Source organism: Leifsonia sp. LS1 (assembly GCF_020521355.1).
Taxonomy (GTDB): Bacteria; Actinomycetota; Actinomycetes; order Actinomycetales; family Microbacteriaceae; genus Leifsonia.
The window spans coordinates 149,722-173,385 of sequence record NZ_BPER01000009.1; the positions used below are offsets into that span (position 1 = coordinate 149,722).

General features: G+C 70.5%; 21 protein-coding genes. 9 read left to right on the forward strand and 12 right to left on the reverse strand.

Annotated elements, in window-relative coordinates:
- Nucleotides 1–9 precede the first annotated feature (9 nt).
- The 3 genes from LLS1_RS16190 to LLS1_RS16200 all read right to left on the reverse strand — a co-directional run bounded on the left by LLS1_RS16190 (nt 10) and on the right by LLS1_RS16200 (nt 3,517).
- Entirely contained in the window at nt 10–1,260 is a 1,251-nt protein-coding gene (locus LLS1_RS16190) for an extracellular solute-binding protein (protein WP_226657142.1), read from the reverse strand.
- A gap of 75 nt (nt 1,261–1,335) precedes the next feature.
- Nucleotides 1,336–2,343: a LacI family DNA-binding transcriptional regulator gene (locus LLS1_RS16195; protein WP_226657144.1), complete on the reverse strand. Its 1,008-nt coding sequence runs from the start codon at nt 2,341–2,343 to the stop codon at nt 1,336–1,338.
- 157 nt (nt 2,344–2,500) lie between these two features.
- The gene (locus LLS1_RS16200) at nt 2,501–3,517 is read right to left on the reverse strand and encodes a LacI family DNA-binding transcriptional regulator (protein WP_226657146.1); all 1,017 of its coding nucleotides are present in this window, start codon (nt 3,515–3,517) and stop codon (nt 2,501–2,503) included.
- Nucleotides 3,518–3,713: 196 nt separating this feature from the next.
- Here LLS1_RS16200 and LLS1_RS16205 point away from each other — a divergent pair, with 196 nt between their 5' ends.
- A complete protein-coding gene (locus LLS1_RS16205) occupies nt 3,714–4,487 on the forward strand; it encodes a hypothetical protein (RefSeq protein WP_226657148.1) in 774 nt (257 codons plus the stop codon).
- 30 nt (nt 4,488–4,517) lie between these two features.
- Here LLS1_RS16205 and LLS1_RS16210 read toward each other — a convergent pair whose 3' ends face one another.
- Together LLS1_RS16210 and LLS1_RS16215 are read right to left on the reverse strand one after the other, a co-directional pair.
- Nucleotides 4,518–5,798 (reverse strand): glycosyltransferase, encoded by a 1,281-nt coding sequence (locus tag LLS1_RS16210; RefSeq protein WP_226657150.1) that lies wholly within the window; start codon nt 5,796–5,798, stop codon nt 4,518–4,520.
- A gap of 63 nt (nt 5,799–5,861) precedes the next feature.
- Nucleotides 5,862–6,089: a hypothetical protein gene (locus LLS1_RS16215; protein ID WP_223359575.1), complete on the reverse strand. Its 228-nt coding sequence runs from the start codon at nt 6,087–6,089 to the stop codon at nt 5,862–5,864.
- A 142-nt stretch (nt 6,090–6,231) separates the two neighbouring features.
- Between LLS1_RS16215 and LLS1_RS16220 the strand changes: the two genes are divergently transcribed.
- Together LLS1_RS16220 and LLS1_RS16225 are read left to right on the forward strand one after the other, a co-directional pair.
- Complete coding sequence (locus LLS1_RS16220; RefSeq protein ID WP_226657151.1) at nt 6,232–7,071, forward strand: helix-turn-helix transcriptional regulator; 840 nt, start codon at nt 6,232–6,234, stop codon at nt 7,069–7,071.
- Between the two features lie 115 nt (nt 7,072–7,186).
- Nucleotides 7,187–8,128: an SDR family oxidoreductase gene (locus LLS1_RS16225; protein WP_226657153.1), complete on the forward strand. Its 942-nt coding sequence runs from the start codon at nt 7,187–7,189 to the stop codon at nt 8,126–8,128.
- 439 nt (nt 8,129–8,567) lie between these two features.
- Here LLS1_RS16225 and LLS1_RS16230 read toward each other — a convergent pair whose 3' ends face one another.
- The 3 genes from LLS1_RS16230 to LLS1_RS16240 all read right to left on the reverse strand — a co-directional run bounded on the left by LLS1_RS16230 (nt 8,568) and on the right by LLS1_RS16240 (nt 12,232).
- Nucleotides 8,568–8,954: a glyoxalase/bleomycin resistance/extradiol dioxygenase family protein gene (locus LLS1_RS16230; RefSeq protein ID WP_226657155.1), complete on the reverse strand. Its 387-nt coding sequence runs from the start codon at nt 8,952–8,954 to the stop codon at nt 8,568–8,570.
- 84 nt (nt 8,955–9,038) lie between these two features.
- Nucleotides 9,039–9,431: an SRPBCC family protein gene (locus tag LLS1_RS16235; protein WP_226657157.1), complete on the reverse strand. Its 393-nt coding sequence runs from the start codon at nt 9,429–9,431 to the stop codon at nt 9,039–9,041.
- A 125-nt stretch (nt 9,432–9,556) separates the two neighbouring features.
- Nucleotides 9,557–12,232, reverse strand: a complete 2,676-nt coding sequence (locus LLS1_RS16240; protein ID WP_226657159.1) for a lamin tail domain-containing protein — start codon at nt 12,230–12,232, stop codon at nt 9,557–9,559.
- A 191-nt stretch (nt 12,233–12,423) separates the two neighbouring features.
- Here LLS1_RS16240 and LLS1_RS16245 point away from each other — a divergent pair, with 191 nt between their 5' ends.
- Nucleotides 12,424–13,803, forward strand: a complete 1,380-nt coding sequence (locus tag LLS1_RS16245; protein ID WP_226657161.1) for an NAD(P)/FAD-dependent oxidoreductase — start codon at nt 12,424–12,426, stop codon at nt 13,801–13,803.
- Nucleotides 13,804–13,950: 147 nt separating this feature from the next.
- Here LLS1_RS16245 and LLS1_RS16250 read toward each other — a convergent pair whose 3' ends face one another.
- Nucleotides 13,951–15,036, reverse strand: coding sequence for a linear amide C-N hydrolase (locus LLS1_RS16250; protein WP_226657163.1), 1,086 nt, complete (start codon nt 15,034–15,036; stop codon nt 13,951–13,953).
- Between the two features lie 252 nt (nt 15,037–15,288).
- Here LLS1_RS16250 and LLS1_RS16255 point away from each other — a divergent pair, with 252 nt between their 5' ends.
- Nucleotides 15,289–15,981, forward strand: coding sequence for a hypothetical protein (locus LLS1_RS16255; RefSeq protein ID WP_226657165.1), 693 nt, complete (start codon nt 15,289–15,291; stop codon nt 15,979–15,981).
- On the forward strand, nt 15,963–16,106 hold the full coding sequence (locus LLS1_RS16260) for a hypothetical protein (protein ID WP_226657167.1): 144 nt from the start codon (nt 15,963–15,965) through the stop codon (nt 16,104–16,106). Before LLS1_RS16255 ends, LLS1_RS16260 begins: the two co-directional genes overlap by 19 nt.
- 78 nt (nt 16,107–16,184) lie before the next feature.
- Here LLS1_RS16260 and LLS1_RS16265 read toward each other — a convergent pair whose 3' ends face one another.
- Entirely contained in the window at nt 16,185–16,889 is a 705-nt protein-coding gene (locus LLS1_RS16265) for an MFS transporter (RefSeq protein WP_226657169.1), read from the reverse strand.
- A gap of 713 nt (nt 16,890–17,602) precedes the next feature.
- The gene (locus LLS1_RS16270; RefSeq protein ID WP_226657171.1) at nt 17,603–18,529 is read right to left on the reverse strand and encodes an aldose 1-epimerase family protein; all 927 of its coding nucleotides are present in this window, start codon (nt 18,527–18,529) and stop codon (nt 17,603–17,605) included.
- A 121-nt stretch (nt 18,530–18,650) separates the two neighbouring features.
- On the opposite strand from LLS1_RS16270, the gene LLS1_RS16275 reads away from it, so the two are divergent.
- From LLS1_RS16275 to LLS1_RS16285, 3 genes are read left to right on the forward strand one after another with little or no spacing between them, the layout of a single operon-like run.
- Nucleotides 18,651–20,324 carry a circularly permuted type 2 ATP-grasp protein gene (locus LLS1_RS16275; protein ID WP_226657173.1) on the forward strand — a complete coding sequence of 558 codons (1,674 nt, stop codon included), beginning with the start codon at nt 18,651–18,653 and terminating at the stop codon, nt 20,322–20,324.
- Complete coding sequence (locus tag LLS1_RS16280) at nt 20,318–21,244, forward strand: alpha-E domain-containing protein (RefSeq protein ID WP_223359595.1); 927 nt, start codon at nt 20,318–20,320, stop codon at nt 21,242–21,244. Before LLS1_RS16275 ends, LLS1_RS16280 begins: the two co-directional genes overlap by 7 nt.
- Complete coding sequence (locus LLS1_RS16285; RefSeq protein WP_223359597.1) at nt 21,241–22,086, forward strand: transglutaminase family protein; 846 nt, start codon at nt 21,241–21,243, stop codon at nt 22,084–22,086. Before LLS1_RS16280 ends, LLS1_RS16285 begins: the two co-directional genes overlap by 4 nt.
- 85 nt (nt 22,087–22,171) lie before the next feature.
- Here the strand turns inward: LLS1_RS16285 and LLS1_RS16290 are convergent, their stop codons facing one another.
- The gene (locus tag LLS1_RS16290) at nt 22,172–23,650 is read right to left on the reverse strand and encodes a PucR family transcriptional regulator (protein ID WP_226657175.1); all 1,479 of its coding nucleotides are present in this window, start codon (nt 23,648–23,650) and stop codon (nt 22,172–22,174) included.
- Nucleotides 23,651–23,664 lie beyond the last annotated feature (14 nt).

Below are 23,664 nucleotides of genomic sequence, written 5' to 3' on the forward strand. Positions count from 1 at the left end.
GCGTCGGCGCTACTTCGTCGCGGCCGCCGCTGCCGTCTGGGCGGCCTTGAGTGCGTCGGCGGGGGACTGGGAACCGCTCAGCGCGTTCTGCACGGCACCCCAGAGCTGCTGCGAGATTTTCGGGTACTTCGTGCCGAGGTTGTCGCTGGTGCGCCCCTTGGCCGCGGCGACGGCTTCGACCCAGGGCTTCAGCTCCGGGTCGGCCGCGACCTGCTTCTCCTGCGCGGCCGTGGTGGGCGCGATGTAGGAGAGGGTGGTGTCGGTCTTCACGAAGTTCTCGGTGCTGGTGAGGCAGTCGGCGATCTTCTTGGAGGTCGCGTACCGCCCGGTGTCCTTCTGCACAGGGATCGTCATGAACTCGCCGCCGGTCGGAGCCGGCGCGGAGCCACCGTCGATGCCAGGGATGTTCAGGATGCCGTAGTCGATCCCGGCCTTCTTGACGTTGCCGAGCTGCCAGGTGCCGTTCTCGCCGAAGGCGAAGTCGCCGGTCGCGAACTCCTGCCACGACGTGGTCTGGGTGTTGTTGATCACGGAGTTGGGAGCGTAGCCCTGCTTCACCCAGTCGGTCCACAGCGACAGCGCCTGCACGGCCTTGTCGGAGTCGAGCTGCTTGAGGTTGGCGCCGGAGCCCCAGAACCACGGCAGGAACTGGAAGCTGCCCTCTTCGGTGCCGATCGCCGAGAAGGTGATGCCCTTCTTGCCCGCGGCCTTCACCTTGGCGAGAGCGGCGGTCAGGCTGTTCCAGTCCTTGATGGTGGACACATCCACGCCCGCGGCGTTCAGCACGGCCTTGTTGTAGTACAGGGCCAGCGTGTTCGCGCCGATCGGAACGCCGTACGTCTTCCCGTCGAGCTCGCCGGCGGCCAGGATGTTCTTCTGGATGTCCGAGGTGTCGAGCTTGTTCTCAGCGGTGGTCGTGAGGATGCCGGCCTCGGCCAGGGTCGAGACGACCGGGTTGTCGACCAGGAGCAGGTCGGGGGAGCTGCCCTGCTGCCCGGCGAGGAGGGCCTTGTTGGTGAGGTCGCTCGTGTCGTAGCCGGTGCGCTTGACGGTGACCCCGGCGTCCTTGCCGCACTGCTCGACGAGCTTCGTCCAGTCTGCGGACGCGTCGAACTGGGGATACGGGTCCCAGAACGTGTAGGTGCCGCCTGCGCTGCTGGTGGAGCCGGGGCTCGAGCTGGAGCAGGCCGATACGCCGCCGATCACGGCCGCCGCGAGCACGGCGGCGCCGATGAGCCGCGTGCGCTTGTGTGCGATCACAGTATTCCTCCTTGAATCGTGTAGTGCTGTTCGGGTGTCGCGGGAGCGATGCTCTGCTGCGTTGTAGGGACCGGGTTACTCGGTGCTCCCGCGGATGGTGAGTTCGGGTGCTATGAAGCGCGTCACCGGTGCTCCTGCGAGCTCGGGGGATGCGATCCTGCGCACCAGGTGCCGGACCGCTTGCTGGCCCAGCTGATCGGGGGAGCTCTCGATCGCCGTGTACGGGAGCGAGAAGGCTCGACCGAAGTCTTTGGAGTAGAGACTGACCACCGACAGATCCTGCGGCACACGAGTCCCGCGCGCCGACAGCACGGGCGGCAGGGCTGCGATGGTGGCGTCGTTGTGGACGATCATCGCGGTCGCGGTCGGTCGGGCGTCGAGGATGGCGTTGATCGTCTGCCCGATGGCCGGCTGCTTCGCCTCGCCGAAGTACGGATGCATCTGCAGGCCGTACCGGGCGCCACGCTCCAGCGCCGCGTCGCGGAAGCGCCAGCCGTAGGCCCCGCCGCGGTCGAAGACGTGCCGCGGAGGAGAGACGACGATGATCTCGCGGTGCCCGAGCTCGTGGAGGTGGTCGACGAGGATCCGCGCCGACTCGCCGAAGTCGAGGTCGAACACGTCCAGTCCCTCGGTGTGCTTGGGGAGGCCGACGAGTGCTCCCGGCTGGGGCGCGGCGCGCAGGGTGTCCAGCCGCGGATCCTCGTGGACGACATCGAGCAGGACGACCCCGTCGACCATCCCCGCGCTGGTGACTCGGCGGAGCGCGGCCGTCGCGTCGGCTTCGGTCACCAGCAGGATGTCGTAGCCGAGCTCGCGCGCGGTGTCGGACACCGGCAGGACGTACTGCAGCATGGCCGGCGCGAACTCGTCCTGGTGGAACTGGGTGAGCAGCCCGATGACCATGGTCTGGGACGTCGCGAGTGCTCGCGCGCCGGCGTTGGCGGTGAAGCCCAGAGTCGCGATCGCTTCGTCGATTCGCGCACGTGTCGACGGTGAGATCGGTCGCTTGCCCGACAGCGCATAGGAGACCGTGCTGGGTGACACGCCCGCGTGGCGAGCGACATCCGTGATGGTGATGGCCATCGCGTCTCCTTTCATCGTCGAACCGGTTCGATAACTGTAGCGACGCCGAGAGATAAAGACAAGTCGAAGCGGTTCGACTGCTCATCGCGGTCGGGCGGTCTGCTCCCGGTCTCCGCGTGGACGGCCGCCGCCGCTCGCGGCTAGCCGATGTTCCCGGTCAGGCGACCGGGCGGGTGCTCCCTCGATCGACCAGACCCGGCTCGATCAGGCGCACGATCGGGGCCCCCGCCCGCTCCGGATCGGCGATCCGCGTGACCAGCTGGCGGACGGCGAGCTCGCCCAGTCGATCCGGGGAGGTCTCCACGGCTGTGTACGGCAGCGAGAACGTCTGGCCGAAATCCCGCGAATAGACCCCGATGACGGAGAGGTCGTCCGGTGCGCGCACGCCGCGCTTGTGGAGGTATGAGGGCAGCGCGGCGATCATGGCGTCGTTGTGCACGATGAGTCCGGTGGCGTTCGGCGCGGTGGCGAAGGCCGCGTCGAACGCGGTGTCGATGCCGGGCTGGCGTGAGTCGCCGTAGAGTACGGAGATCCGGATGCCGTACCGCGCCGCCCTATCCACGGCCGCGTCCCGGAAACGCCAGGCGTAGGAGCCGCCGCGCTCGTAGACGTGACGGGGCGGCGTGATGAGGACGAGTTCCGTGTGATCGAGCGCGGCGAGGTGGTCGACGGCCAAGCGGGCCGCCTCGCCGAAATCGAGGTCGTAGGAGTCGAAGCCGGAGCTGTCCCTGGCGTAGCCGATGAGCACCGCCGGCTGGGCGGCCTCCCGCAGTGGCTCGAGCCGGACGTCATCGTAGGTCACGTCGAGCAGCACGACGCCGTCGACCATGCGCGACGAGGTCGTCCGCCGCACCGCTTCGACGAGGTCGGTGTCGGTCACCATCAGCAGGTCGAAGCCGTCTTCGCGGGCCGTCGTCGACACCGGGAGCACGTACTGCAGCATGGCCGGGGCGAACTCGTCGTCCTGGAACTGCAGGTACAGGCCCAGCACATTCGTCTGCGCGGTCGCCAGCGCCCGTGCTCCGGCGTTCGGGGTGAAGCCGAGATCGTCGATGGCCGCCTGGATCCGGGCCCGGGTCTCGTCCGAGATCATGCGCTTGCCCGAGAGGGCGTATGACACCGTGCTCCGCGACACTCCGGCAGCGCGGGCCACGTCGCCGATCGTTGCTGCCATCAGTCCTCCGGTAAGGGTCTGCTGATTGTTTCACGTCGTGAGGATGTGCGCATTGACGCGCCGAGATGGTCGTCGAATCGGTTCGCCAGGCTTACACGATGTTCTGTCGACCGAAGGTCGAATTCGCCTCCTCTCTGCATCGAACCGATTCGAGTCCCGCAATGCCGCTTGCCGGGCTCGCGTGCGATCATGTCCCATGCCGTCCTTCACGGAGAGCCTCCCCGACGCGCCGAACCGCCGACCCGACATCGATGACGACTTCCATGCCGGGCTGAGTCCGCAGCGGTGGGTCGCGAGCTATCTGCCGCAGTGGACCACGGCGGAGCGGGCACGTGCGCACTACGAGATCGGCGCCGCCGGGATCGTGTTGCGGATCGACGCCGACCAGCTCGATTGGCGCCCCGAAGACGCGCCACTGCGCGTCTCGAACCTGCAGACCGGCGTCTACTCCGGGCCGGTCGGCTCCCGGCTCGGGACACATCGTCACCGCGAAGATCTCGAGGTGCGCACGGAGACGCCGCAGACGCTCCTCTTCGCGCCGTCGCGCGGGCGAGTGGAGATCACGGCCTCCGCGAGCCGGGACGCCGGCTGCATGCTCGCGGCGTGGCTCGTCGGAACCGAGCACCGATCCCCGTCCGAGTCCGGTGAGATCTGCATCTTCGAGATCGACGCCGACGCGATCGGGGAGACCACCGTGGCCCGCACAGGAATCAAAGCGCATCACGACCCGGGACTTGCCACCGACATGGCCGAGGTCGTCGTCCCGGTGGACGCCTCGTCCCCACAGACCTGGACGGTGGTCTGGGGTGACGGCGAGACCGTGATCGGATGCGACGGCCGCACGCTCCGGCGCATCCCGCAGGCCCCCGACTACCCGCTGTTCCTCATGATCGACCTCTTCGAGATCGGGCCACGCGACGGCCACTACCCCAAGACCGCAACCGTCCACCGCGTCCGCGCCTGGCAGTGAGATGCTGACGACCGCGGTCCAGCGACACCCTCAGCGGCGCGCAGCGAGGAGGGCCTCCGTGTGCTCGACGACTTCGCCGGGTCCGTCATGCCGGCGGAGCGCCGCGCCGATGCGTTCGGCAGCCGCCCGGTAGTCGGCTCCGTCGGAGATCCGCCGCCAGGCGCGCAGGATCGCGCGGGGAGACGGCGTTCCCGTGCGCAGATTCACCCCGGCACCGGACCAGGCGACGCGGGCTGCGACTTCCGGTTTGTCCAGGTCTCCGCCCGCGATCACCAGGGGCACGCCGTGGCGCAACGCCGCCAGCACCCCGCCCCACCCTCCGTTGGTCACCATCACGTCGACGCGGGGGAGCAGCCGATCGTACGGAAGCAGGTCTGCGACGCGCGCGTTCGCCGGCGCGGGGAACGGCAGAGCGCTGTTCCCGCGCACTCCCGTCGCGACGGCCAGCTGCACCTGCTGCCGCCCGAGGGCGGCGAACGTCGGCCGGATGAGGTCGTCGGGGTCCACGTTCTGCGTGCCCTGGGTCACATGCACCAGTGGACGCGGGTCTGCGACCGACTCCGGCCACCACGCGGGCTCGGGGATGCCGCTGCCGGCATGGTCCGCGAGCTCGCCCACCCAGACGATCCTGCCCGGCCACTCCGGGCGGGGGTACTCCAACTGCTCGACGCCGCTGGCGCACACCAGGTCGCGTGAGTACAGCGCCTCCTGGAACGTGAGTGCGGTCGGTGGAAGACCGGCGAGCGCGCGTTGCTCGTGGAACGCGCGCTGGATCGGGCGGGATGCGGCCGAGATCGCCGCCCACAGGGCGCGGTCCCGCAGACGGCCCAGCGCAGACGCCGCCGGACGCAGGCCCAGACCGGGCGGCGGCGCACCCGGCGACGGTGTCGCGAGGGGTACGAGCGAGACGGTCACCCGCGGCGTGCCGGTCCGCTCGGCGGCCAGATGCGCGCCGAGGGAGAGGCTGTCCGCGACGAGGACATCCCAGGGCCGTGTGTCGAAGGCCGCCGTCAGGTCGGCGCATTGCGCCGCTCCCGTCCGGACGAACAGGTCCTCGACGTTCACGATCATCTGGCGGGGCCCTTTCCGGCCGCGCAGCCGCGGAAAGGTCCGGGCCGGATCGTTCTCGTCGAAGTCCGGCGCCCTCACCCACGGCACGGTCTCCGCCCCGTCCGCGCGGAAGGCCTCGGCATGGGCAGACCCTGTGTAGACGCGCACCCGGTGCCCGGCGGCGGCGAAGGCGCGCGCGACCGCACGCATGGGTGCGACGTGACCGGAGAACGGCATGACCGCGAGCATCACTTCTGCCATACCAGACATGGTGACGCATGGGGTCCGGACGGTGCCAGAGGGCGCCTCCCGGACCCGCCGGTGTCAGACGATCCCGCCCACCATCGCATCCCGGCGCAGCTGCGCGTGCGTGGCGTGGAACTTCCCGTCCGGCGTCCACCACGCTTCGTGTCCGGCGGCGTCGGGGTCGTTCTCGACGACGACCGGCCAATGGTCGCGGATGTTCTTGATGTAGTAGCGGAGTTCCCCGCCGACCGTGCGCTTCTCGACCTTGTCGGAGGCTTCCAGCTGTTCCTGAGTGGGCTCGTCCATGCGAGCATCATAGGTCCGCGTCGCCCGGGACCGTGCTCGGTCGAGCCGGGTGGGGAGGGGTGGATCGTCAAGGCGTGGATACCGGGCGGCGTGTGCGATAGACATGCGGTGAGGCGTGACCGTACGGCGAGGGGAGGCGGCCGTGATCGACAGGCGCGGGCTTGCGGAGTTCATCCGGCACCGGCGGGAGGCGCTCCAGCCCGAGGACGTCGGGCTGCCTCCGGGCCGGCGGAGGCGCGCCGTCGGCCTCCGGCGCGAGGAGGTGGCCGCGCTGTCCCACATGTCGACCGACTACTACTCGCGCCTCGAGCGCGGCGACGGCCCACAGCCGTCCGAGCAGATGCTCGCCGCGATCGCCCAGGGCCTGCATCTGACGCTCGCCGAACGCGATCATCTCTTCCGTCTGGGCGGTCGCACTCCGCCGGACCGGGGAGCGTCCACCGAGCACATCAGCCCGGGAATGCTCCGCGTGTTCGACCGGCTCGACGACACTCCCGCCGAGATCGTCACGGAGCTGGGCGAGACCCTGCGGCAGACGGCGCTGAGCGTCGCGCTCGTCGGGGACCTCGTCGCGCTGACGGGGGCGGAGCGGTCGATCGGATACCGCTGGTTCACCGACCCGGGAAGTCGTGCGGCCTACACCGAGGAGGAGAGGGAGGTCCTGTCGCGCGTCTACGCGTCCGGACTCCGGGAACTCGCCGCCGCCCGCGGCGCGGGATCGCTTGCCGATCGTCTGCGGCAGCAGCTGCTCGATTCGAGCGAGGAGTTCCGGAGCGCCTGGGACCACCACGACGTCGGATTGCGTCCCCCGGATCGCAAACGCTTCCTCCATCCCGAGGTGGGCGTTCTCGAGCTGAGCTGTCAGACGCTGCTCGACCCCGAGCAATCGCATCGCCTGCTGGTGTACACGGCGACGCCGGGGAGCGACAGCAGCGAGAAGCTGCGCCTGCTGTCGGTCATCGGCGCCCGGTCCTTCGCGTGACCGTTCCCGCGGAGAGGTGGATCGGATGTCAGTGGATCGCCGCGCACTGGATCGCGCGCGCCGACGGCGCGAGCATGGGATCTCTCGATCGAACTCGACGAAGGGCCTACTCGCCATGAACGCACGACCCGCACTGCTTCCTCCCCTGACGGGCACGCTCGTCGTCGTCACCGGGGCGAGCGACGGCATCGGCCGCGCGATCGCGTGGCGACTGGCGGAGGCGGGCGCCGAGCTCGTCCTCCCGGTCCGCTCGCCCGAGAAGGGCCGGCGCGTCGCCGACGAGCTCGCGTCGCGGTTCCCCGGTGCGATCGTGGCGACGCCCGCCCTCGATCTGGCCTCGCTGGACTCGGTGTTCGCCCTGGTCGACGCCCTCGGCGCGGAGGGGCGGCCCATCGACATCCTCATCAACAACGCCGGTGTGATGACCCCGCCCACCAGGCAGGAGACCAGCGACGGCTTCGAACTGCAGTTCGGCACGAACCACCTCGGCCACGTCGCGCTCACCCTGGGGCTGCTGCCGCTGATCCGAGCGGCTCGCGGACGCGTGACCCACCAGACCAGCATCGCCGCGCGCCGCGGGCGCATCAACTGGGACGATCTGAACTGGGAGCGGTCCTACGACGGCGGCGCGGCCTACGCGCAGTCGAAGCTCTCCGTCGCCCTCTTCGCACGGGAACTCCACGAGCGCAGCCGGCTCGGGGGGTGGGGGATCAGCAGCAACCTCTCGCATCCGGGTGTCTCGCCCACGAATCTGCTCGCGGCACAACCCGGTCTCGGTCGCGATCGGGAGCTGATCGGACGCCGCGTCATCAGGGGTCTGTCCCGCATCGGCGTGACGGGGACGGTGGAGAGCGCTGCGCGCCCTGCGCTGCTGGCGGCCGTCGCCCCCGACGGAGACGAGAGGTTCTACGGCCCGCGGCGCGTTGTGAGCGGGCCGCCGACCGTTCGGCCGCTGTGGCGCCCGATGACCGACGGGCCGGCGGCGGGACGACTCTGGGACGAGTCGGTGCGGCTGATCGGGCCCCGGTTGCAGGAGCGGATGTCCGCGTCGAGCTGACAGCACCCTCGAGTTATGCAACCGGAGGCGCTCTGAGGCGAGCGGGCGGTACGGTGACGGCATGCCCGCCAGTCCGCCCCGTTACTGCCCGAGTCGCAAGCGCGGCCAGCACTGCACGCGTCCGCTCGGTCACGCCGGATTGCACCGCCGCGAGGGGCTTCTGTGGTCCGACCGGGATGCCGACCCCGCTCGGTGTCCCGGATCGGGAGAGAGCGCCGGATAGCCACACACCGTCCGCGCTCCCGGTCGCGCACCTCCGAGAAGCCGAACGAGATCACCGCCCTGGGACGACGCGATCGATGCCGCCGTCCTCTACTCGACGACGCTCGGTTCAGCTGCATTGCGCTTCACGATCGTCAACGTGGTGACGTGCCGGAAGACCCCCGGCCGCGCTCGTCGACGCCGTCACCGCGTGCGACCGTCCACGGCACCGAACCGCTCACCCCGCGGCGAGCGGCGCGAACACGTTGACGAGGTTGCCGTCCGGGTCGGCGATCAGCAGCGACCGGTTGCCCCACGGCATGTCAGCGGGCTCCTGGATGATGCGGGCGGCCCCCTCGCTCAGATCGCGGTGCGCGGCGTCCACCGCATCCGGGCTCCCGACGCGGAAGTCCAGGCACACGGAGTGGTTGTCCGCCGCGCGCATCCCGCTGTCTCCCATCGCGGCGACCGTCCGGGTGCTGGCGATCGCGAGTGTGCCGGACGGTGTGACGAGCTCGGCGAACAGCGGGTGGCGGCGGGTGGCGCCGAGGCCGGTGACGCGCTCGTAGAACGCCACCATCCCGTCGACGTCGTCGGTGAAGATGCGGGTTGCTGCCAGATCCATGGAACGGCCCTTCTCGTCGGGGATCCCGGGTGGATCCGCTTCCGACGCTAGGTCGCATTCCGGTCGGTAACCGGCCGCAATCGATCAGGCCTTCGCGGCCAGGTTCTCGGCGATCGACGCCAGCGAGCCGTCGAGGGCCTCCTGCATGCCGGGGAAGTCGGAGGTGGTGTGGATGGTGAGCTCGACGCCGCCCTCGGTCAGTCGTAGCGAGCCGTGGTAGTCGTGCGGGCCGGGAGCCGACCAGGTGATCTCGCGGGCCGCCCGGTCGACGTCGAACGTCGCCTCCGAGGTGACGGTCTCGTCCCGGCCGTCGCGGTCCGCATCCACGTGGGCCGTCGTCTCGACCTTGCCGTCGGGGAGCTCGTGGGCCTCCGTCATGCGCGGGAAGTAGGCGGGAAGGTTCTCCGGATCGGAGACGTAGTCGAAGTACTCGTCGGCGTCGCCCTCGAGCGGCCGGGTCGCAGTGTAAGTGGGCATGCGGCGACGGTACGGCGAAGGGACCGTGTGCGGGAGGGCGTTGACGCGCGGGCGGGATGGGTGTCGCGCAAGCGACGCGGCCCCGAACGGCGGGGGCCGCGCCGCGCCTGCCCGGCGTGAGGCTCCTACTCGCTGACCGCGTCCCGGCGCGGCCGGCGGCGCAGCAGCAGGCCGCCGCCCACGAGCAGCAGAGCCAGCGCCGCGATGATCGCCGAGCCGCTGAGGTCGGAGCCGGTGGAGGCGAGACTGCTCGCGGTCGAACCGGTGCCGGTGACCGCGGGGTCGGCCGCGGCCACGATGGTGAATGCGGTGGAGGCGACCACCGTGCCGCCGATGGAGGCGGTGACGGTGTGGGCTCCCGCTGCGACGTTCGGAACGGTGAACGTGAAACTCAGCTTCCCGTTCGCGTCGCTCGTGGCGGTGCCGAGCAGCACCGGGGTCGAGTGGAAGACGAACGAGACCGCGGTGCCGGGTGTGAGGTTGCTGCCCGCGACGGTGATCGTGTCGCCGATCGAGCCGGAGTCCGCCGACAGCGTGAGCGCGGGCGTCGGGGTGGTCACCGGGGGGACGCCCTGCTCGCCGAGGGCGAGGTCGCAGGAGATGCGGCCGCTGTAGAGGGCGTGGCCCTCGCCGGTCGTGCCCGTGCCCGTGCCGTAGATGCCGTCATCCGACCACAGGGCCTCGCGGGTGCCGTCGACGCACGTCGAGGCCGGCGCCAGGGCGAAGCCCTCCAGGTTGTCGACCGGCAGGCCGGCCGGCTTGCTGTAGGAGACGTCCGGGACGATCGCGCCCGTGCTGCTCATCTTGAGCACCGTCGACACGACGCCGCAGGTGTTGTCGCAGAGCGCCCAGATGCGCTGGGTGTCCGTGTCGAACGCGACGTCCATGACGTGGCCCATCTTCGTGTCGACGACGGCGACGCGGTGGAAGGTGCCGTCGCTGTTGAGCGCGTAGGCGTAGAGTTTGCCGTCGTTCTCGAGGGCGGCGAAGTAGAGGCCGGTGCCGTGCTTCGGGTAGTCGGCCGGGACGTAGGTGCGACCGGTCGACTGGTCGACGAACCCGTTCGCGGTGAGGTAGCTGTCCGGCACGAAGGTGACGCCCTCGAAGCCGAGGTTGGCCTCCGTCTTGTTGCCGGCGTGGAGCTCCGGGAACTCGGCCGTCAGATTCCACTGCTCCGTCGCGACCAGCTGGGTTCCCGACTGGTTCGGGTCGATGCGCAGGATGGAGTTGAGCGGGATGCTGTTGGCCGCGTTGTTGCGCTCGGTGGTCACGTACAGCGCGCCGTCCGGCCCGACCGTCAGTCCCTCGGAGTCGGGCTGGTTGGTCGCGGTGTCGGTGCTGCCCGGGAAGAAGATCTGCTTGCCCGCGCCCCAGCCGTTGCTGGTGTCGGCGACCCACAGGCCGTCCTGCTTCACCATCCGGAACACCCAGGACTTGTTCTTGACGCTGTAGAGCACGTTCGCGTCCGTCGGGTCGAAGACGAGACCGCTGACGTCGCGGCCCTCGGGGCCGGTGGTCGTCGTCCACGCGCACTGCTTGTCGGCGACGGTGACCTCGGAGCTGCCCGGCCAGGCGGACGGGGGGAGTGCGGTCGCGGGGAGGGCGCCGGTGCCCGAGGGGGCCTCCGGCTGGCAGTTCAGCGTCGGCTGTCCGCCGGTGCCGCCGTCGGCCGGGTTGGTGAGCGGGGTCGTGCAGGCGTCGGCGTTGGAGGCGCCGAAGGTCTTCGTGCCGACCGACACGAAGGCGCCGGTGCCGTCCGGGCAGCGGGCGAACGCGCCTGCCCCGAAGTTGTTGCCCTCGTCGGTGCCGGCCTCGCCGGCGGTGTAGTCGACCGAGTCGACGAGCGTTCCGGCCGTGCCGTTCGCGCCGTCCGGGAGGTACAGCTTCACGCTGTCGCCGCCGCTGCCGAGACCCTTGGTCGACGAGAAGTACACGTAGCCGTGCGCCGGGACGACCGTGGTCGCGGTCCCGTCCGGCAGCGTGGCCGAGAACGCCGTGGCGGCGGAGGCCGCGCCGCTGTCGATCTGCAGCCAGCCGGCGATGCTCACATCCGTGGAGCCGCTGTTGAAGAGCTCGATCGCGTCGCCTACCGGGGTGGCGCCGTTGTCGGAGGAGACCTCGTTGATGTGGATGTTCGTCCACTCGGGGGTCGTGCCGCCGTCGGCCGGCGCGAACCGGCTCTTCCCCGGCGAGCCGATGTCGCCCGTGGTGGACTTCCATGACGCCTCGGAGTCTCCTTCCGCCGAGAGCTGCCACTGCGACGCGTCGTTGGCGCCCAGCGCGGCCTCCGTCTTCGGGATGCCCGAGATGCCCTGCGTGCGCGGACCCTTGACCGCGCCCGTGCCCTGGTCGTTGTACGTCAGCCGGTCCACGAGGTTCGCGACCGCGTCCGGACCACTGAAGAGGTTGATCTCGTCCGCACGCCCGAGCCCGATTGTGTTTCCCGCCAGGATCTTGACCGATGCGTCCAGGCCCCACTCGGCCCGGAACGTCGCGTCGGGCGACTCGGTGATGATCGCCGACTCGCCGACCGCGAGCGTGCCCAGGCCGTCCAGCGGCACCGTGCCCGGCGTCTCGCTGTCGTCGTCGAACGACCAGCCGGCGAGGCTCACCGGCGCCGCACCCAGGTTCGTGAACTCGATGAACTCGCCCGACGAGTTGACGGGGTTGTACATCCACTCGGTGATGCGCACCCCCGAGGCGTCGGCGGCGCTCGCGGCTGCGGGCAGGGCGACGGCGAGCGCGCCGGCGGTGGCGGCCGCGGCGAGCACGGCGACGGCACGGGAGCGGTGAGGTCTCATGGCACGGGAACGTATCGACGCCGGCGGTACGGGGAACGTCGGGAAGGTGAACGGGAGGGGAACGCGGGGCACGCGGACCCGATACCCCTCGACAGTTTGTCGAAGGGGCCACGCGGCGGTCGACAGGGTGTATAGCTGAGCCGTGAGGCGGCCCGCCTAGCCTCGCAGTGACCCATCGAGGAGTGATAGCCATGAGCAGCATCGAACGTGACGTCGTCATCATCGGCGCCGGTGCTTCCGGACTGACGGCCGCGACCGAACTGAAGAAGGCGGGCCTGACCGTCGCCGTGCTGGAGGCGCGTGACCGCGTCGGCGGACGGCTGTGGACCGACGACATCGACGGGGCGACCCTCGAGATCGGCGGCCAGTGGGTGTCGCCCGACCAGGACGCCCTGATCGACACCCTCGCCGAGCTCGGTCTCGAGACCTACGAGCGCTATCGCGACGGCATCAACGTCTACCTCGGCGAGGGCGGGGAACGCCGCACCTTCGAGGGCGAGATCTTCCCCGTCGCTCCGACCACCGAGCGCGAGATCGTCGGCCTCATCGACCGGCTCGACGCGCTCGTCGCCGAGATCGACCCGGACCGCCCGTGGGAGCACCCGCAGGCGAAGGAGTTCGACGAGATCTCGTTCCGTCGCTGGCTGGAGACGCAGACCGACGACGAGGAGGCGCGGCTCAACATCGGCATGTTCATCGCCGGCGCCATGCTGACCAAGCCCGCGCACGCGTTCTCCGCGCTGCAGGCGCTGCTCATGGCCGCCAGTGCGGGCAGCTTCTCGCACCTGGTGGACGCCGACTTCATCCTCGACAAGCGCGTGAAGGGCGGCCTGCAGCAGGTCCCGCTGCTGCTCGCCGAGCGCCTCGGCGACGACGTCATCCTGAACGCACCGGTGCGCACGCTGCGCTGGGGCGACGACGGCGTCACCGCGATCGCCGACGGTGTGGAGGTCCGCGCCCGCCGCGTCATCCTCGCCGTCCCGCCGGTGCTCATCAGCCGCATCTCGTACGAGCCGCCGCTCCCGCGCCGCCAGCAGCAGATGCACCAGCACCTGTCGATGGGCTTCGTCATCAAGGTGCACGCCGTCTACGAGACGCCGTTCTGGCGTGAGGACGGCCTCTCCGGCACCGCGTTCAGCCCGTATGAGCTCGTGCACGAGGCGTACGACAACAGCTACCACGGCGACCCGCGCGGCACGCTCGTCGGCTTCGTCTCGGACGAGTCCGCCGACGACGTCTTCCGCTTGACCCCGGAGGAGCGCAAGGCCCGCATCCTGGAGTCCCTCTCGCACTACTACGGCGAGAAGGCGCTCAGCCCGGTGGTCTACTACGAGAGCGACTGGGGCAGCGAGGAGTGGACCCGCGGCGCCTACGCGGCCAGCTTCGACATGGGAGGCCTCGCCCGCTACGGCTCCGACCTCCGCGTCCCTGTCGGCCCCGTGCACTTCTCGTGCAGCGACATGGCCGGTCGCGGCTACCAGCACGTGGACGGCGCGATCCGCGTCGGCCGCGAGACCGCCGCGGCGATCCTCGCCTCCCTCACCACCGCAGGAGCCGCTTCGGCATCCTGACCCCAGACGGCGTGCGGCCTGTCGTGGATGCCGCACGCACTCCTCCGTCGGCCCCCAGCGCCGGCGGAAACGCAGAACGGGCCGGCTTTCGTGGAGCCGGCCCGTTCGGCGCCTGTGCCTTCGGCATCTGCGGCGTCCGCGCTGCTCCTACGCCGCGGCGCCCGTCCCGACCAGCTCCTGCACCGCCTTCTGGACCGCGGCGAACTCGTCCTGCTTGCGCGCCACGAACTCGAGGGCGTCGAGGCCTACCGTGAGGAGCTCCTCCGTCAGCTCGCCCGGGTCGGTGAACTTGTGGCTCGCGTCGCCCGCCAGGCCGCCTTCGAGGGCGAGCCGGCCCACCAGGTCGAGCTTGAGCACTTTCGTGCCCTCCGCGAAGCTGACCTTGTCGAAGTCGACCCAGACGACGTTCGGTCGCGTCGTCGACTCGAACGCGTAGCGCCTGTTGGTGAGGTCGAGCACGACCTGCCAGATCGTCTGCGAGGCGTCCGGCTTGCCCGGTTCCGGCGTGCGGAACGGCTGCGCCGCGTTGCGGATGATGCTGAACATGGCCGCCATCGCGGCGATCTGCGTCTTCGGCTGCACCTGGTGCGCGACGTAGTACGACGCGCGCGCGAACCGGTCGCTCGCGAGCGTCGACCCCGGGAGCGGCTGGTCTCCGCCGAGCCCGTCGATCTGCTTCACGAGCTCGAGCTGCTGGTCGAACGCGGGGGAGTTGGTCATGACCTGGTAGTCCCGGCTGTGGTAGACGGTCGGCGTGCCGTCGGTGTACTCGATGATCGCCGAGTCGCCGGTTGCGTCGTTGATGGCGAGGTGGAGGGTCGGCACGATGTGGCCGGTGGGGTCGAAGAGCTGCGCGATTCCGACCTGCGTGCTGTTGGTCCACTCGACGGCCTCGGCCACCGTCGCGAAGTTGTCGAGGTAGTACTGCAGCCACACCGCCTGGCTCAACTGGGTGGAGCCGTCGGCCGGCTTACCGTAGTCCGACTCCGCCAGCCACAGGATGTGCCCGGCGAACCCCTTCTCGTTCATGCCGTCGGTCGCGATGAGGTCGAAGGCCGTCGCCACCACGCTGCCGTACTTCGCCTTCCAGGTGAGCGTGCCGTCGACGCCGTCCGAGCGCTCGATGCCCCGCGGCAGCTTCCAGAGGTTCGTCAGGAGATCGAGGTGGAAGTCCATGTTCCGCCCCACGATCACCGAGCCGTTGGCATCGGGCCAGACAACGCGTGTGCACATCGATCGCATCCGTTCTCTCGTTCCGCCCCCGGCGTCTCGGGGCCGGGCATTCCCCATCCTGCTCGTGGCGCGGCCGGGACCGAATAGGCGATTTGTGCGGCAAGCGCCCCGCATCCAAGGGACGCGGTCGGGGGTGTCCGGCGTCTCAAGCACCCAGAATCTAAGTTTCTAGGCGCTGGAGCACTTTTTGCAGATGTGAAATGCTATGCGCCATACGGCGACAAAGGTGTCGCTTGTGGAAGGAAAGATGCAATGAAGAACGCATTTATGAGAACGATGGCGACGGTGGGCTCTGTGCTGGCGACGGCCGTCCTCGTCATTTCATCGGCGATCCCGGCCCAAGCTCGTTCGGATATCGATCTCGAGGGGATTCGATCTCGGTTGTCCGATGCCGGAGTGGACGCTGCGACTCAAGATCGGCTGATGGCCAAACTCCTCGCCGGAGGGACGTGGGATTCTGTCAGCGGAGCACAGCCGGTCGCCGAGACCACGGTCGTCAGCGGCGATCGGGAGATCACGACACGCTTATACGCCGACGGGTCACCGATCGTGTCCTCCATCGAAATACCGCGGAACGGCCTCCAGGATCGAGTGGGCCGAGCGATCTCGGGCTGTAGAGAGGGGTCGGGCGCGGGTAACTTCCCGTTCTACGACTGCCGGGTTCAAACGAACACCGCCCTCTACACGATCTCGTTCCTTTCCGATGGGCGACGGAGCTCGATCGGCCAGGCCCAAGTCTCGAACTATCGGCAGATCGGTTACTGGACGGGTGCCGCGACCGTCAACTCGACCGGCTTCAACCTTGTACGGCGTGACCAGAGCGGTTCCTCTCCGGCTCATGTTCAGGGCACGCTCTATGTGACCTTCCTCCTCGGCAGCGGTTCGGGGGTCTACAACCTCTCGTTCTACGTGAGGGATACATCGCGTTGGGACTCGACGCCGTGATGGACATCATCCACGGTCTCGCCATCGTTGGCGTGGTCGGCGGGATCGCCGGCGTCCTCGCCGCCGGTGTGGTCGGCGTCCTCCTCCTCGTTCGCCGTGCATCACGGCGACAGCCGCGGGACTGACCCCGGACGCGCAGGACGGGCCGGCTCCTTCGAGCAGGCCCGTCTTGCGTGGTTGCGACCTCGGCGGTCGCGGGTGCGCTACTTTGTCGAGTGCTCGAGCTCGTCGAAGTCGTCGACGCCGGCCTCGGCGGCCTCGCGCCGCCGGGCGCGTAGCGACGGGGCGGCCAAGGCTGCGATGATGGCGAGCGCGCCGACACCGGCGGAGACCCAGAAGCCGATGGTGAACGCGTCGTCGGTGGGGGCGCCCTGCGGGGTGACGTTGGACGAGACGATCGCGGCGATGACGGCGGTGCCGATGCTGCTCCCGACGGTGCGGACGACCGTGTTGGCGCTGATCGCCTCGCCGGTCTGGGCCGTGGGCACGCTCTCGACGATCGCGTTGGAGATCGCCGCCAGGGCCATTCCGATGCCGAGGCCGGTGAGGATGCCGGAGACGATGATCTGCCACTCCTCGCTGTGTCCGAGCGCGGGGATGAGGAAGGCGACGGCGACCGCCACCCCGCCGATGACCATGGGGATCTTCGGGCCGGCTTTGCGGATCACGACACCCGCGACGACGCCGGCGATGACCATCGCGACGACGGTCGGCAGCAGGTAGAGTCCCGAGTCGCTGACGGACTTGCCGAACCCGTATCCGAGCACGGTGGGCAGCTGGAGCAGGGTGGGCACCAGGATGAACGTGCCGAACATCGCGAAGCCGAACGCGAGGGCGACGGGTCGCTCGCGGCGCTCGAGCTTCCTGGCGCAGCTTTCAGCCGGATCCGCGACCACTGTCGCAACCATGGCGCAAACTCGGCTCGAATCTTGTCGTCGCCAAGGAAGCCGAAGTCCCGGCAGACGTGAAATACGAGTTCGGACGCAAATCCCGGACGAGTGGCCCCAAGATCACGTATCACGGGTAGGCATTGGCGGGGACGAGCCCGAGCCTCGGCACGTCCCCGCCTAGTCCCGCGCCCGTATCGAAACGTTCGGAGAGACCCGCGTCCAGCCTCTGCCGACCTCGCCGCCTCCGTCGACGACGAATCGCGCTGTGATGGTTGGGCTCAGGACGTCGAACTGGGGTGCCGTTCCGCACCCCTCGACCGGATCCTCAGAGTCGTCGACGAGCACCAGGCAGACCCCGTGCTCCGTCGCGCGAGGCAGGGCGAGGTAGACCCTGTTGCCGTCAACGATCCCTGCGAGTCTGGTCGAAGTGGGATCTGCGAGCTCGAGGCGACGCGACACGTCTGTGGGGACGTCGTCGTCCGGTGTGCGTTCCGATGAGAACGGCGAGGGAGTTGCGACACACGCTGTCAACGCCCAGAGGCTCGAGAGAGCGGCTGCCCCAGACAGGAGGCGGCGTGCCGGGATCGGCGGGGGCGAAGACCTATTCATTACCTAGATGGTAGGTTGTCGCCTCGCTACTGCGCTAGAGAAGTGAGAAGTATGTGTGCAATACATTCAAAGATGGCGCAGACCTCCGCGCCACCTCGCCTGACGGCTGAAACGATGCCCGATCACGCCAGCGTGCGAATCGTCCACGACGCGGTCGTGGATGCGCCCGGCCGCAGCACGATCAGGTCGGTGCCGGAGTTGAAGGCGTCCGGCGGGCACGTCATCGGCTCGACGGCGAGACCGAGGCGGTCGAGCGCCGGGTCGGGCTGGTCGGCGGTGTGGATCTGGACCCACGGGCAGGCCTCGTCCCAGACCATCTCGACACCCGTTCCGTCCGCCGCGCGCAGGGCGACCGTGGCGAGGCCGTCCGCGTCGCGGGTGAGCCCGGTGAACGCGTGGTCGATGAATGTGTCGCCGATACGACGCTCGGCGCGGAAGTCGAACGCGCCGTCGCCCTCCGTCTCCACGCTGGTGAGGTCGATCGGGATGAGGCGCTCCGGGTCGACCGAGAGCACCGTGTCGGCGGGGAGGCGGAGCGTCCAGTCGTCCACCCGTCCGTCGCCGGCGACGAGATACGGGTGCGGTCCGGTGCCCCACGGTGCGGCCGTCGGGCCGGTGTTGGTCGCGGTGACCTCCGTGCGGAGGCCGCACTCGTCCAGACTGAAGGCGACCGAGACCTCGACGCGGTGCGGGTAGCCGGCCTGGGCCTCGATCGTGGCGGCGAAGGTGACGCTGCTGCCGGAGCGGTCGACCGCGGCGAAGTCGAGCCAGGTCGCGAGACCGTGCAAGGCGTGACCGCGGTCCGGCTCGGTGAGGGGGAGCTGCTGCTCCACGCCCTCGAACGTGTACTTCCCGTCCACGACCCGGTTGGGCCACGGGGCCAGGGTCGCGCCGCGATACGCCGGCCGCACCTCGTCGGCCTCGAACGGCACCACGAGCGCGCGCCCCTTGTGCTCCAGGGTGCGCAGCGACGCCCCGACGGAGGCGATGGTGGCGTGGTAGTCGCCGGCGCTCAGGCCGAAGTGGGTGCCGGAGAGGGGAGTGGTCATCCGCCCATTCTGGCGCTGCGCGGTGACCGGACACAAAACAGGGGTGCGCGGACCGCCGTGGGGCAACATCCCGGAAACGTGCGGAAATCTGGGGGTAACGCCGCGGCGCTAGCGTCAGCCCATGGGAGATCTGTTCGGCGGGTACGGGGTGCAGACGGCACGACGCCGGCGTGGCCGTGCGACTCCGTTCGACGAGATGTTCGGTGACGCGCGCACGGCGCACGCCTCCCGGACCCGGCCGGCCTACCGTGAGCTGTTCACGGCGCTCGCCGCGCTCACGCAGGACGAGCTGCGCGGACGCACCGACGCGCTGGCCAGCTCATACCTCGCGCAGGGCGTGACGTTCGACTTCGCGGGCGAAGAGCGGCCGTTCCCGCTCGACGCGGTCCCGCGCGTGATCGAGCAGCCGGAATGGGCGCACATCGAAGCCGGCGTCGGGCAGCGGGTGCGGGCGCTGGAGGCGTTTCTGAGCGACGTCTACGGCGCGCAGAACGCGGTGCGCGACGGCGTCGTCCCCGCCGGGCTGATCACCTCGTCCGCGCACTTCCATCGGGCGGCCGCCGGGATCGAGAGCGCCAACGGAGTGCGCATCCACGTCTCCGGGATCGACCTGATCCGCGACGAGCACGGCGACTGGCGCGTGCTCGAGGACAACGTGCGGGTGCCCAGCGGTGTCAGCTACGTGATCTCCAATCGACGGGTCATGGCGCAGACGCTGCCCGAACTGTTCACCTCCATGCGCGTGCGGCCGGTCGGCGACTACCCCTACCGGCTGCTGCAGGCGCTGAAGGCGAGCGCGCCGGGCGGCATGGACAACCCCAACGTCGTCGTGCTGACCCCGGGGGTCTACAACTCCGCATACTTCGAGCACACCCTCCTGGCCCGGTTGATGGGCGTGGAGCTGGTGGAGGGGCGCGACCTGTTCTGCTCCGCCGGGAAGGTGTGGATGCGGACCACCAGCGGGCCGCAGCGCGTCGACGTGATCTACCGGAGGATCGACGACGAATTCATCGACCCGCTGCAGTTCCGCGTCGACTCGGTGCTCGGCACGCCCGGCCTGATGCTCGCGGCGCGGCTCGGCAACGTGACGATCGCGAACGCCGTCGGAAACGGCGTCGCGGACGACAAGCTCGTCTACACCTACGTGCCCGACCTCATCCGGTACTACCTGGCCGAGGAGCCGATCCTCCCGAACGTCGACACCTGGCGGCTGGAGGAGCCGGAGGCGCTCGCCGAGGTGCTCGACCGGCTGGACGAGCTGGTCGTCAAGCCGGTCGACGGCTCCGGCGGCAAGGGCCTCGTCATCGGGCCCGACGCCTCCCGCCGCGAGCTCGCCGACCTGCGGGCCCGCCTCATCGCCGACCCGCGCGGGTGGATCGCCCAGCCCGTCGTGCAGCTCTCCACCATCCCGACCCTGGTGGAAGACGGCATGCGCCCCCGGCACGTCGACCTGCGCCCGTTCGCGGTGAACGACGGGCGTGACGTCTGGGTGCTGCCGGGCGGCCTGACCCGGGTGGCGCTCGCAGAGGGACAGCTGGTCGTGAACAGCAGCCAGGGCGGCGGCTCCAAGGACACCTGGGTCGTCGGCACGGCCGGCGGCGCGGTCGAGGCGGAGAACGGGCACGAGCCGCGCGCGGTCGCCGGGCTCGTCGCAGATCAGGCGGCACTCGCGATCTTCCCTGCCCCGCACGCGCCCGATCACTCCGAAGAGGACGCGCCGCGCGCCGACCAGCAACAACAGCAGCAGCAACAGCAGCAGACGCGCGCCGACCGGGAGGAGGCCCCGGCATGCTGAGCCGCATCGCGTCGTCGCTGTTCTGGATCGGCCGCTACGTCGAGCGCAGCGACGGCACCGCGCGCATCCTGGACGTGCACCTCCAGCTGCTCCTGGAGGACCCGTGGATCGACGAGGACACCGCCTGCCGGTCGCTGCTCGGCGTGATGGGCAGCGAGGCGCCCGACGGTGCGCTGGTGCGGGAGGACGTGCTGCGCATCCTCGCCGTGGACCGCAGCGCACCCGCTTCCATCGTCTACTCGCTCGCCGCCGCCCGGGAGAACGCCCGTCGCGCCCGCGAGATCGTCTCCACCGAGCTGTGGGAGTGCCTGAACACCACGGCCGCACGGATGCCGCGGCGGGTCACCAGCGACAAGGTGCACGAGTTCTTCACCTGGGTCCGCGACCGGACGGCGCTCGCCGTGGGGATCATGGAGTCCGGGGCGAGCCGCGATGAGGCCTGGCACTTCTTCACCCTCGGCCGCAGTGTGGAGCGGGCGGACATGACCGCCCGGCTGCTCGCGACCCGCTCGCTCACCGAGGCGAGCGGCCCGAGCTGGACGACCATCCTGCGCTCGTGCGGAGCGTACGAGGCGTACCTGCGCACCTACCGGGGCGTTCCGTCCGCGCGCAACGCGGCCGAGTTCCTGCTGCACGACAGGCTGTTCCCGCGCTCGATCCTGTACTCGATCGCGCGAGCGGTCGACAGCCTGCGCGACATCGAGCCCCGCACCGAGCGCGCCGGGGTCTCCGACCGTGCGGTGCGGCTGCTCGGGCAGGTGCAGAGCGAACTCGAGTTCCGGCCGGTCGCCGACGTGATCGACGACCTGCCGGCGTACATGTCCGCCATCCAGGATGCGACGAGTGCGGCGACGGCGGCCGTCACCCAGCGCTACTTCCCGGAGCACGCGGCGCCCAGCTGGATCGGAGACAGGGTATGAAGCGGCTGCGGGTCACCCACTCCACGGGCTACCGCTACGACGGCGAGGTCACCGCGTCGTACAACGAGGCCAGGATGCTCCCGCTCTCGGGCGAGCGCCAGCTGGTCCTGCACGCCGCGCTCGACGTGCAGCCGGTCTCCTCCCACCACCAGTACACCGATTACTGGGGCACCCGCGTCCTGGCCTTCGACGTGCTCGACCCGCACCGCGAGCTCACCATCACCGCGAGCAGCCTGGTCGAGGTGCTGGACGCGCAGCATCCCGCGGCCGGGCTCGGCTGGGACGAGCTGGAGGTCGCCGTGCAGCGCTCGGGGGAGTGCGTGCAGCAGCTGCGGCAGACGGAGCTGACCGCGCCTCCCGCGTCGCTCGCCGGGCTCGCGGCGGACGAGAAGAGCTCAGCGGCAGACCCGTGCGCTGTCGCGCGGGCGATCGTCGCGGCCGTCGGCGACGGGATGGAGTACGTCAGCGGCGTGACCGGGGTGCGCACGACCGCCGCCGAGGCCTGGGACGCCCGCAGCGGCGTCTGCCAGGACATCGCCCACGTCGCCATCGGCGCCCTCCGCTCGGCCGGCATCCCGGCCCGCTACGTGTCGGGCTACCTGCACCCGAAGGCGGAGGCGGCGATCGGCGAGACCGTCACCGGCGAATCCCACGCCTGGGTCGAATGGTTCTGCGGCACCTGGCACGGCTACGACCCCACCAACGGCATCGAGATCGGCGACCGCCACGTGCGCGTCGGCCACGGCCGCGACTACACCGACGTCACGCCCCTGCGCGGCGTCTACGCCGGCACGGGAACCTCGGAGCTGTTCGTCTCGGTGTCGATCACGCGGGAGGCGTGAGCGCGCGGGTTCCCCTGTCGCCGAAGTTCACGACGTTGCGCCCATTCCGCCGAAATGAGCGCAACGTCGTGAACTTCGGCGGGCCTTAGGCGGTCGCCCGCAGGGCGGCGTAGAGGTCGGCGCGGGCGGCGAAGCCGCTGAGGTCGCGGCCGAGAAGGCGTTCGGCGTCGGCGACGCGGGCGCGGAGGGTGTGGCGGTGGATGCCGAGGCGGCGGGCCGCGATGTCGTAGACGCCGTCGCTGTCGAGCCACGTGCGCAGCAGGGCCGGGAGGCCGGGGTCGGCGGCGACGAGCGGGGCCAGCGCGGTCTGCGCGACGGCCCGGGCGTCGGGGGTCTGGAGGAGAGCGAGCATCCCGGCCGTGGCGACATCGTCGAACGAGGGGACAGGGGAGGCGGGAGTCGCCCGCTGTCGCGCCACCTCGGCCTGCGCGAGGGCGGTCGGGAGATCGGCGAGCGACGACGGCGCCGACGTGCCGCCGCGCAGTTCGAAGCGCGCGGCGGCGGCCGGGCCGAGTGCGCCGGAGTTGGCGGCGTCGGCGCCCGCCTCCGACTCCATCAGGACGAGCTCCTGGCCGTCGCGCGCGAAGAAGCCGTCCGCGTGGGACTCCAGCCAGTCGGCCGCGGCGGCCAGCGCGGTTCCGGTGAGCACGGTGACGCGTACCGGGGCCTCCGGCAGCGCGCCGAGCACCGGCTCAGCGACGGACTCGGCCAGCGCACGGTCGCCCGCGATGAGGGCGCGCCAGACGGCCGTCCGGAGGCGAGCGCGAGCGGCGTCGGTGGCGCGGCTCTGCTCGAGCGCAAGGCCGGCCAGGGCGACGACTCCGGTGACCACCTGCTGGGCGGCCGGGTCGAGACCGTCGGAGCCGATGGCGAGCACGCCGCGCAGACGGCCGGCGGCGCCGAGGGTCTGGAGCGCGAACGCGCCCGCCTCGGTGTCCGCCGAGCCGGCGGCGCGGCGGCGGCTGCGCAGCAGCGGGTCGGCCGCGGCGAGGAGGGCGTCGCGCGACGCCGCCGTCAGCGCCCCGGCCGGCGAGACGCGGTCGAGGGAGCCGTCCGCCCCGATCAGGGCGACCGGCCGCTCGATCTGCCTGGCCAGCTCGGTCAGCACCGCGGCGAGAGCGTCGGGCCGCAGCGCGGCGAGCGAGATGGCGCGGGATGCGCGCAGTGCCCAGGTGTTGCGGGCGTAGGCGTCGGCGGCGACGCGGTCGGCGACGAAGCGGGCGATCGCGATGAACGGTGTGCGGTACGGCACCTCGAAGAGGGGGAGGCCGTGGCGCACGCACGCGTCGATCAGCGCGTCCGGAGTCCCGGCGCGCACCACCTCCGTGCCGAACCCGAGGCCGACGACGCCGTGCTCGGCCAGGCGCGCGATGTACGGGTCGACATCGTCGGGGGTGCCGGTGACGAGCAGCACCTGGCCGGGGGAGAGGAACGGCGTCGGGTCGGGCAGCTCCGAGCTGTGCGCCCATTGCACCGGGGCATCGGGGTCGCCGACGCCCGCCGGGGTCAGGAGCGTGAGGTCCAGCTCGGGGCGGGCGAGGAGCTGGGAGAGGGTCGCGGGCATCGTCGCCTTCCGAA

Bases quoted from the DNA above. Each gene is read 5' to 3' on its own strand.
- LLS1_RS16245 (WP_226657161.1), top strand. From the start codon at position 12,424: ATGAGCAGCATCGAACGTGACGTCGTCATCATCGGCGCCGGTGCTTCC.
- LLS1_RS16210 (WP_226657150.1), bottom strand. From the start codon at position 5,798: ATGGCAGAAGTGATGCTCGCGGTCATGCCGTTCTCCGGTCACGTCGCA.
- LLS1_RS16285 (WP_223359597.1), top strand. From the start codon at position 21,241: ATGAAGCGGCTGCGGGTCACCCACTCCACGGGCTACCGCTACGACGGC.
- LLS1_RS16235 (WP_226657157.1), bottom strand. From the start codon at position 9,431: ATGCCCACTTACACTGCGACCCGGCCGCTCGAGGGCGACGCCGACGAG.
- LLS1_RS16265 (WP_226657169.1), bottom strand. From the start codon at position 16,889: ATGGTTGCGACAGTGGTCGCGGATCCGGCTGAAAGCTGCGCCAGGAAG.
- LLS1_RS16200 (WP_226657146.1), bottom strand. From the start codon at position 3,517: ATGGCAGCAACGATCGGCGACGTGGCCCGCGCTGCCGGAGTGTCGCGG.
- LLS1_RS16215 (WP_223359575.1), bottom strand. From the start codon at position 6,089: ATGGACGAGCCCACTCAGGAACAGCTGGAAGCCTCCGACAAGGTCGAG.
- LLS1_RS16225 (WP_226657153.1), top strand. From the start codon at position 7,187: ATGAACGCACGACCCGCACTGCTTCCTCCCCTGACGGGCACGCTCGTC.
- LLS1_RS16240 (WP_226657159.1), bottom strand. From the start codon at position 12,232: ATGAGACCTCACCGCTCCCGTGCCGTCGCCGTGCTCGCCGCGGCCGCC.
- LLS1_RS16250 (WP_226657163.1), bottom strand. From the start codon at position 15,036: ATGTGCACACGCGTTGTCTGGCCCGATGCCAACGGCTCGGTGATCGTG.
- LLS1_RS16290 (WP_226657175.1), bottom strand. From the start codon at position 23,650: ATGCCCGCGACCCTCTCCCAGCTCCTCGCCCGCCCCGAGCTGGACCTC.
- LLS1_RS16275 (WP_226657173.1), top strand. From the start codon at position 18,651: ATGGGAGATCTGTTCGGCGGGTACGGGGTGCAGACGGCACGACGCCGG.
- LLS1_RS16205 (WP_226657148.1), top strand. From the start codon at position 3,714: ATGCCGTCCTTCACGGAGAGCCTCCCCGACGCGCCGAACCGCCGACCC.
- LLS1_RS16195 (WP_226657144.1), bottom strand. From the start codon at position 2,343: ATGGCCATCACCATCACGGATGTCGCTCGCCACGCGGGCGTGTCACCC.
- LLS1_RS16280 (WP_223359595.1), top strand. From the start codon at position 20,318: ATGCTGAGCCGCATCGCGTCGTCGCTGTTCTGGATCGGCCGCTACGTC.
- LLS1_RS16230 (WP_226657155.1), bottom strand. From the start codon at position 8,954: ATGGATCTGGCAGCAACCCGCATCTTCACCGACGACGTCGACGGGATG.
- LLS1_RS16270 (WP_226657171.1), bottom strand. From the start codon at position 18,529: ATGACCACTCCCCTCTCCGGCACCCACTTCGGCCTGAGCGCCGGCGAC.
- LLS1_RS16255 (WP_226657165.1), top strand. From the start codon at position 15,289: ATGAAGAACGCATTTATGAGAACGATGGCGACGGTGGGCTCTGTGCTG.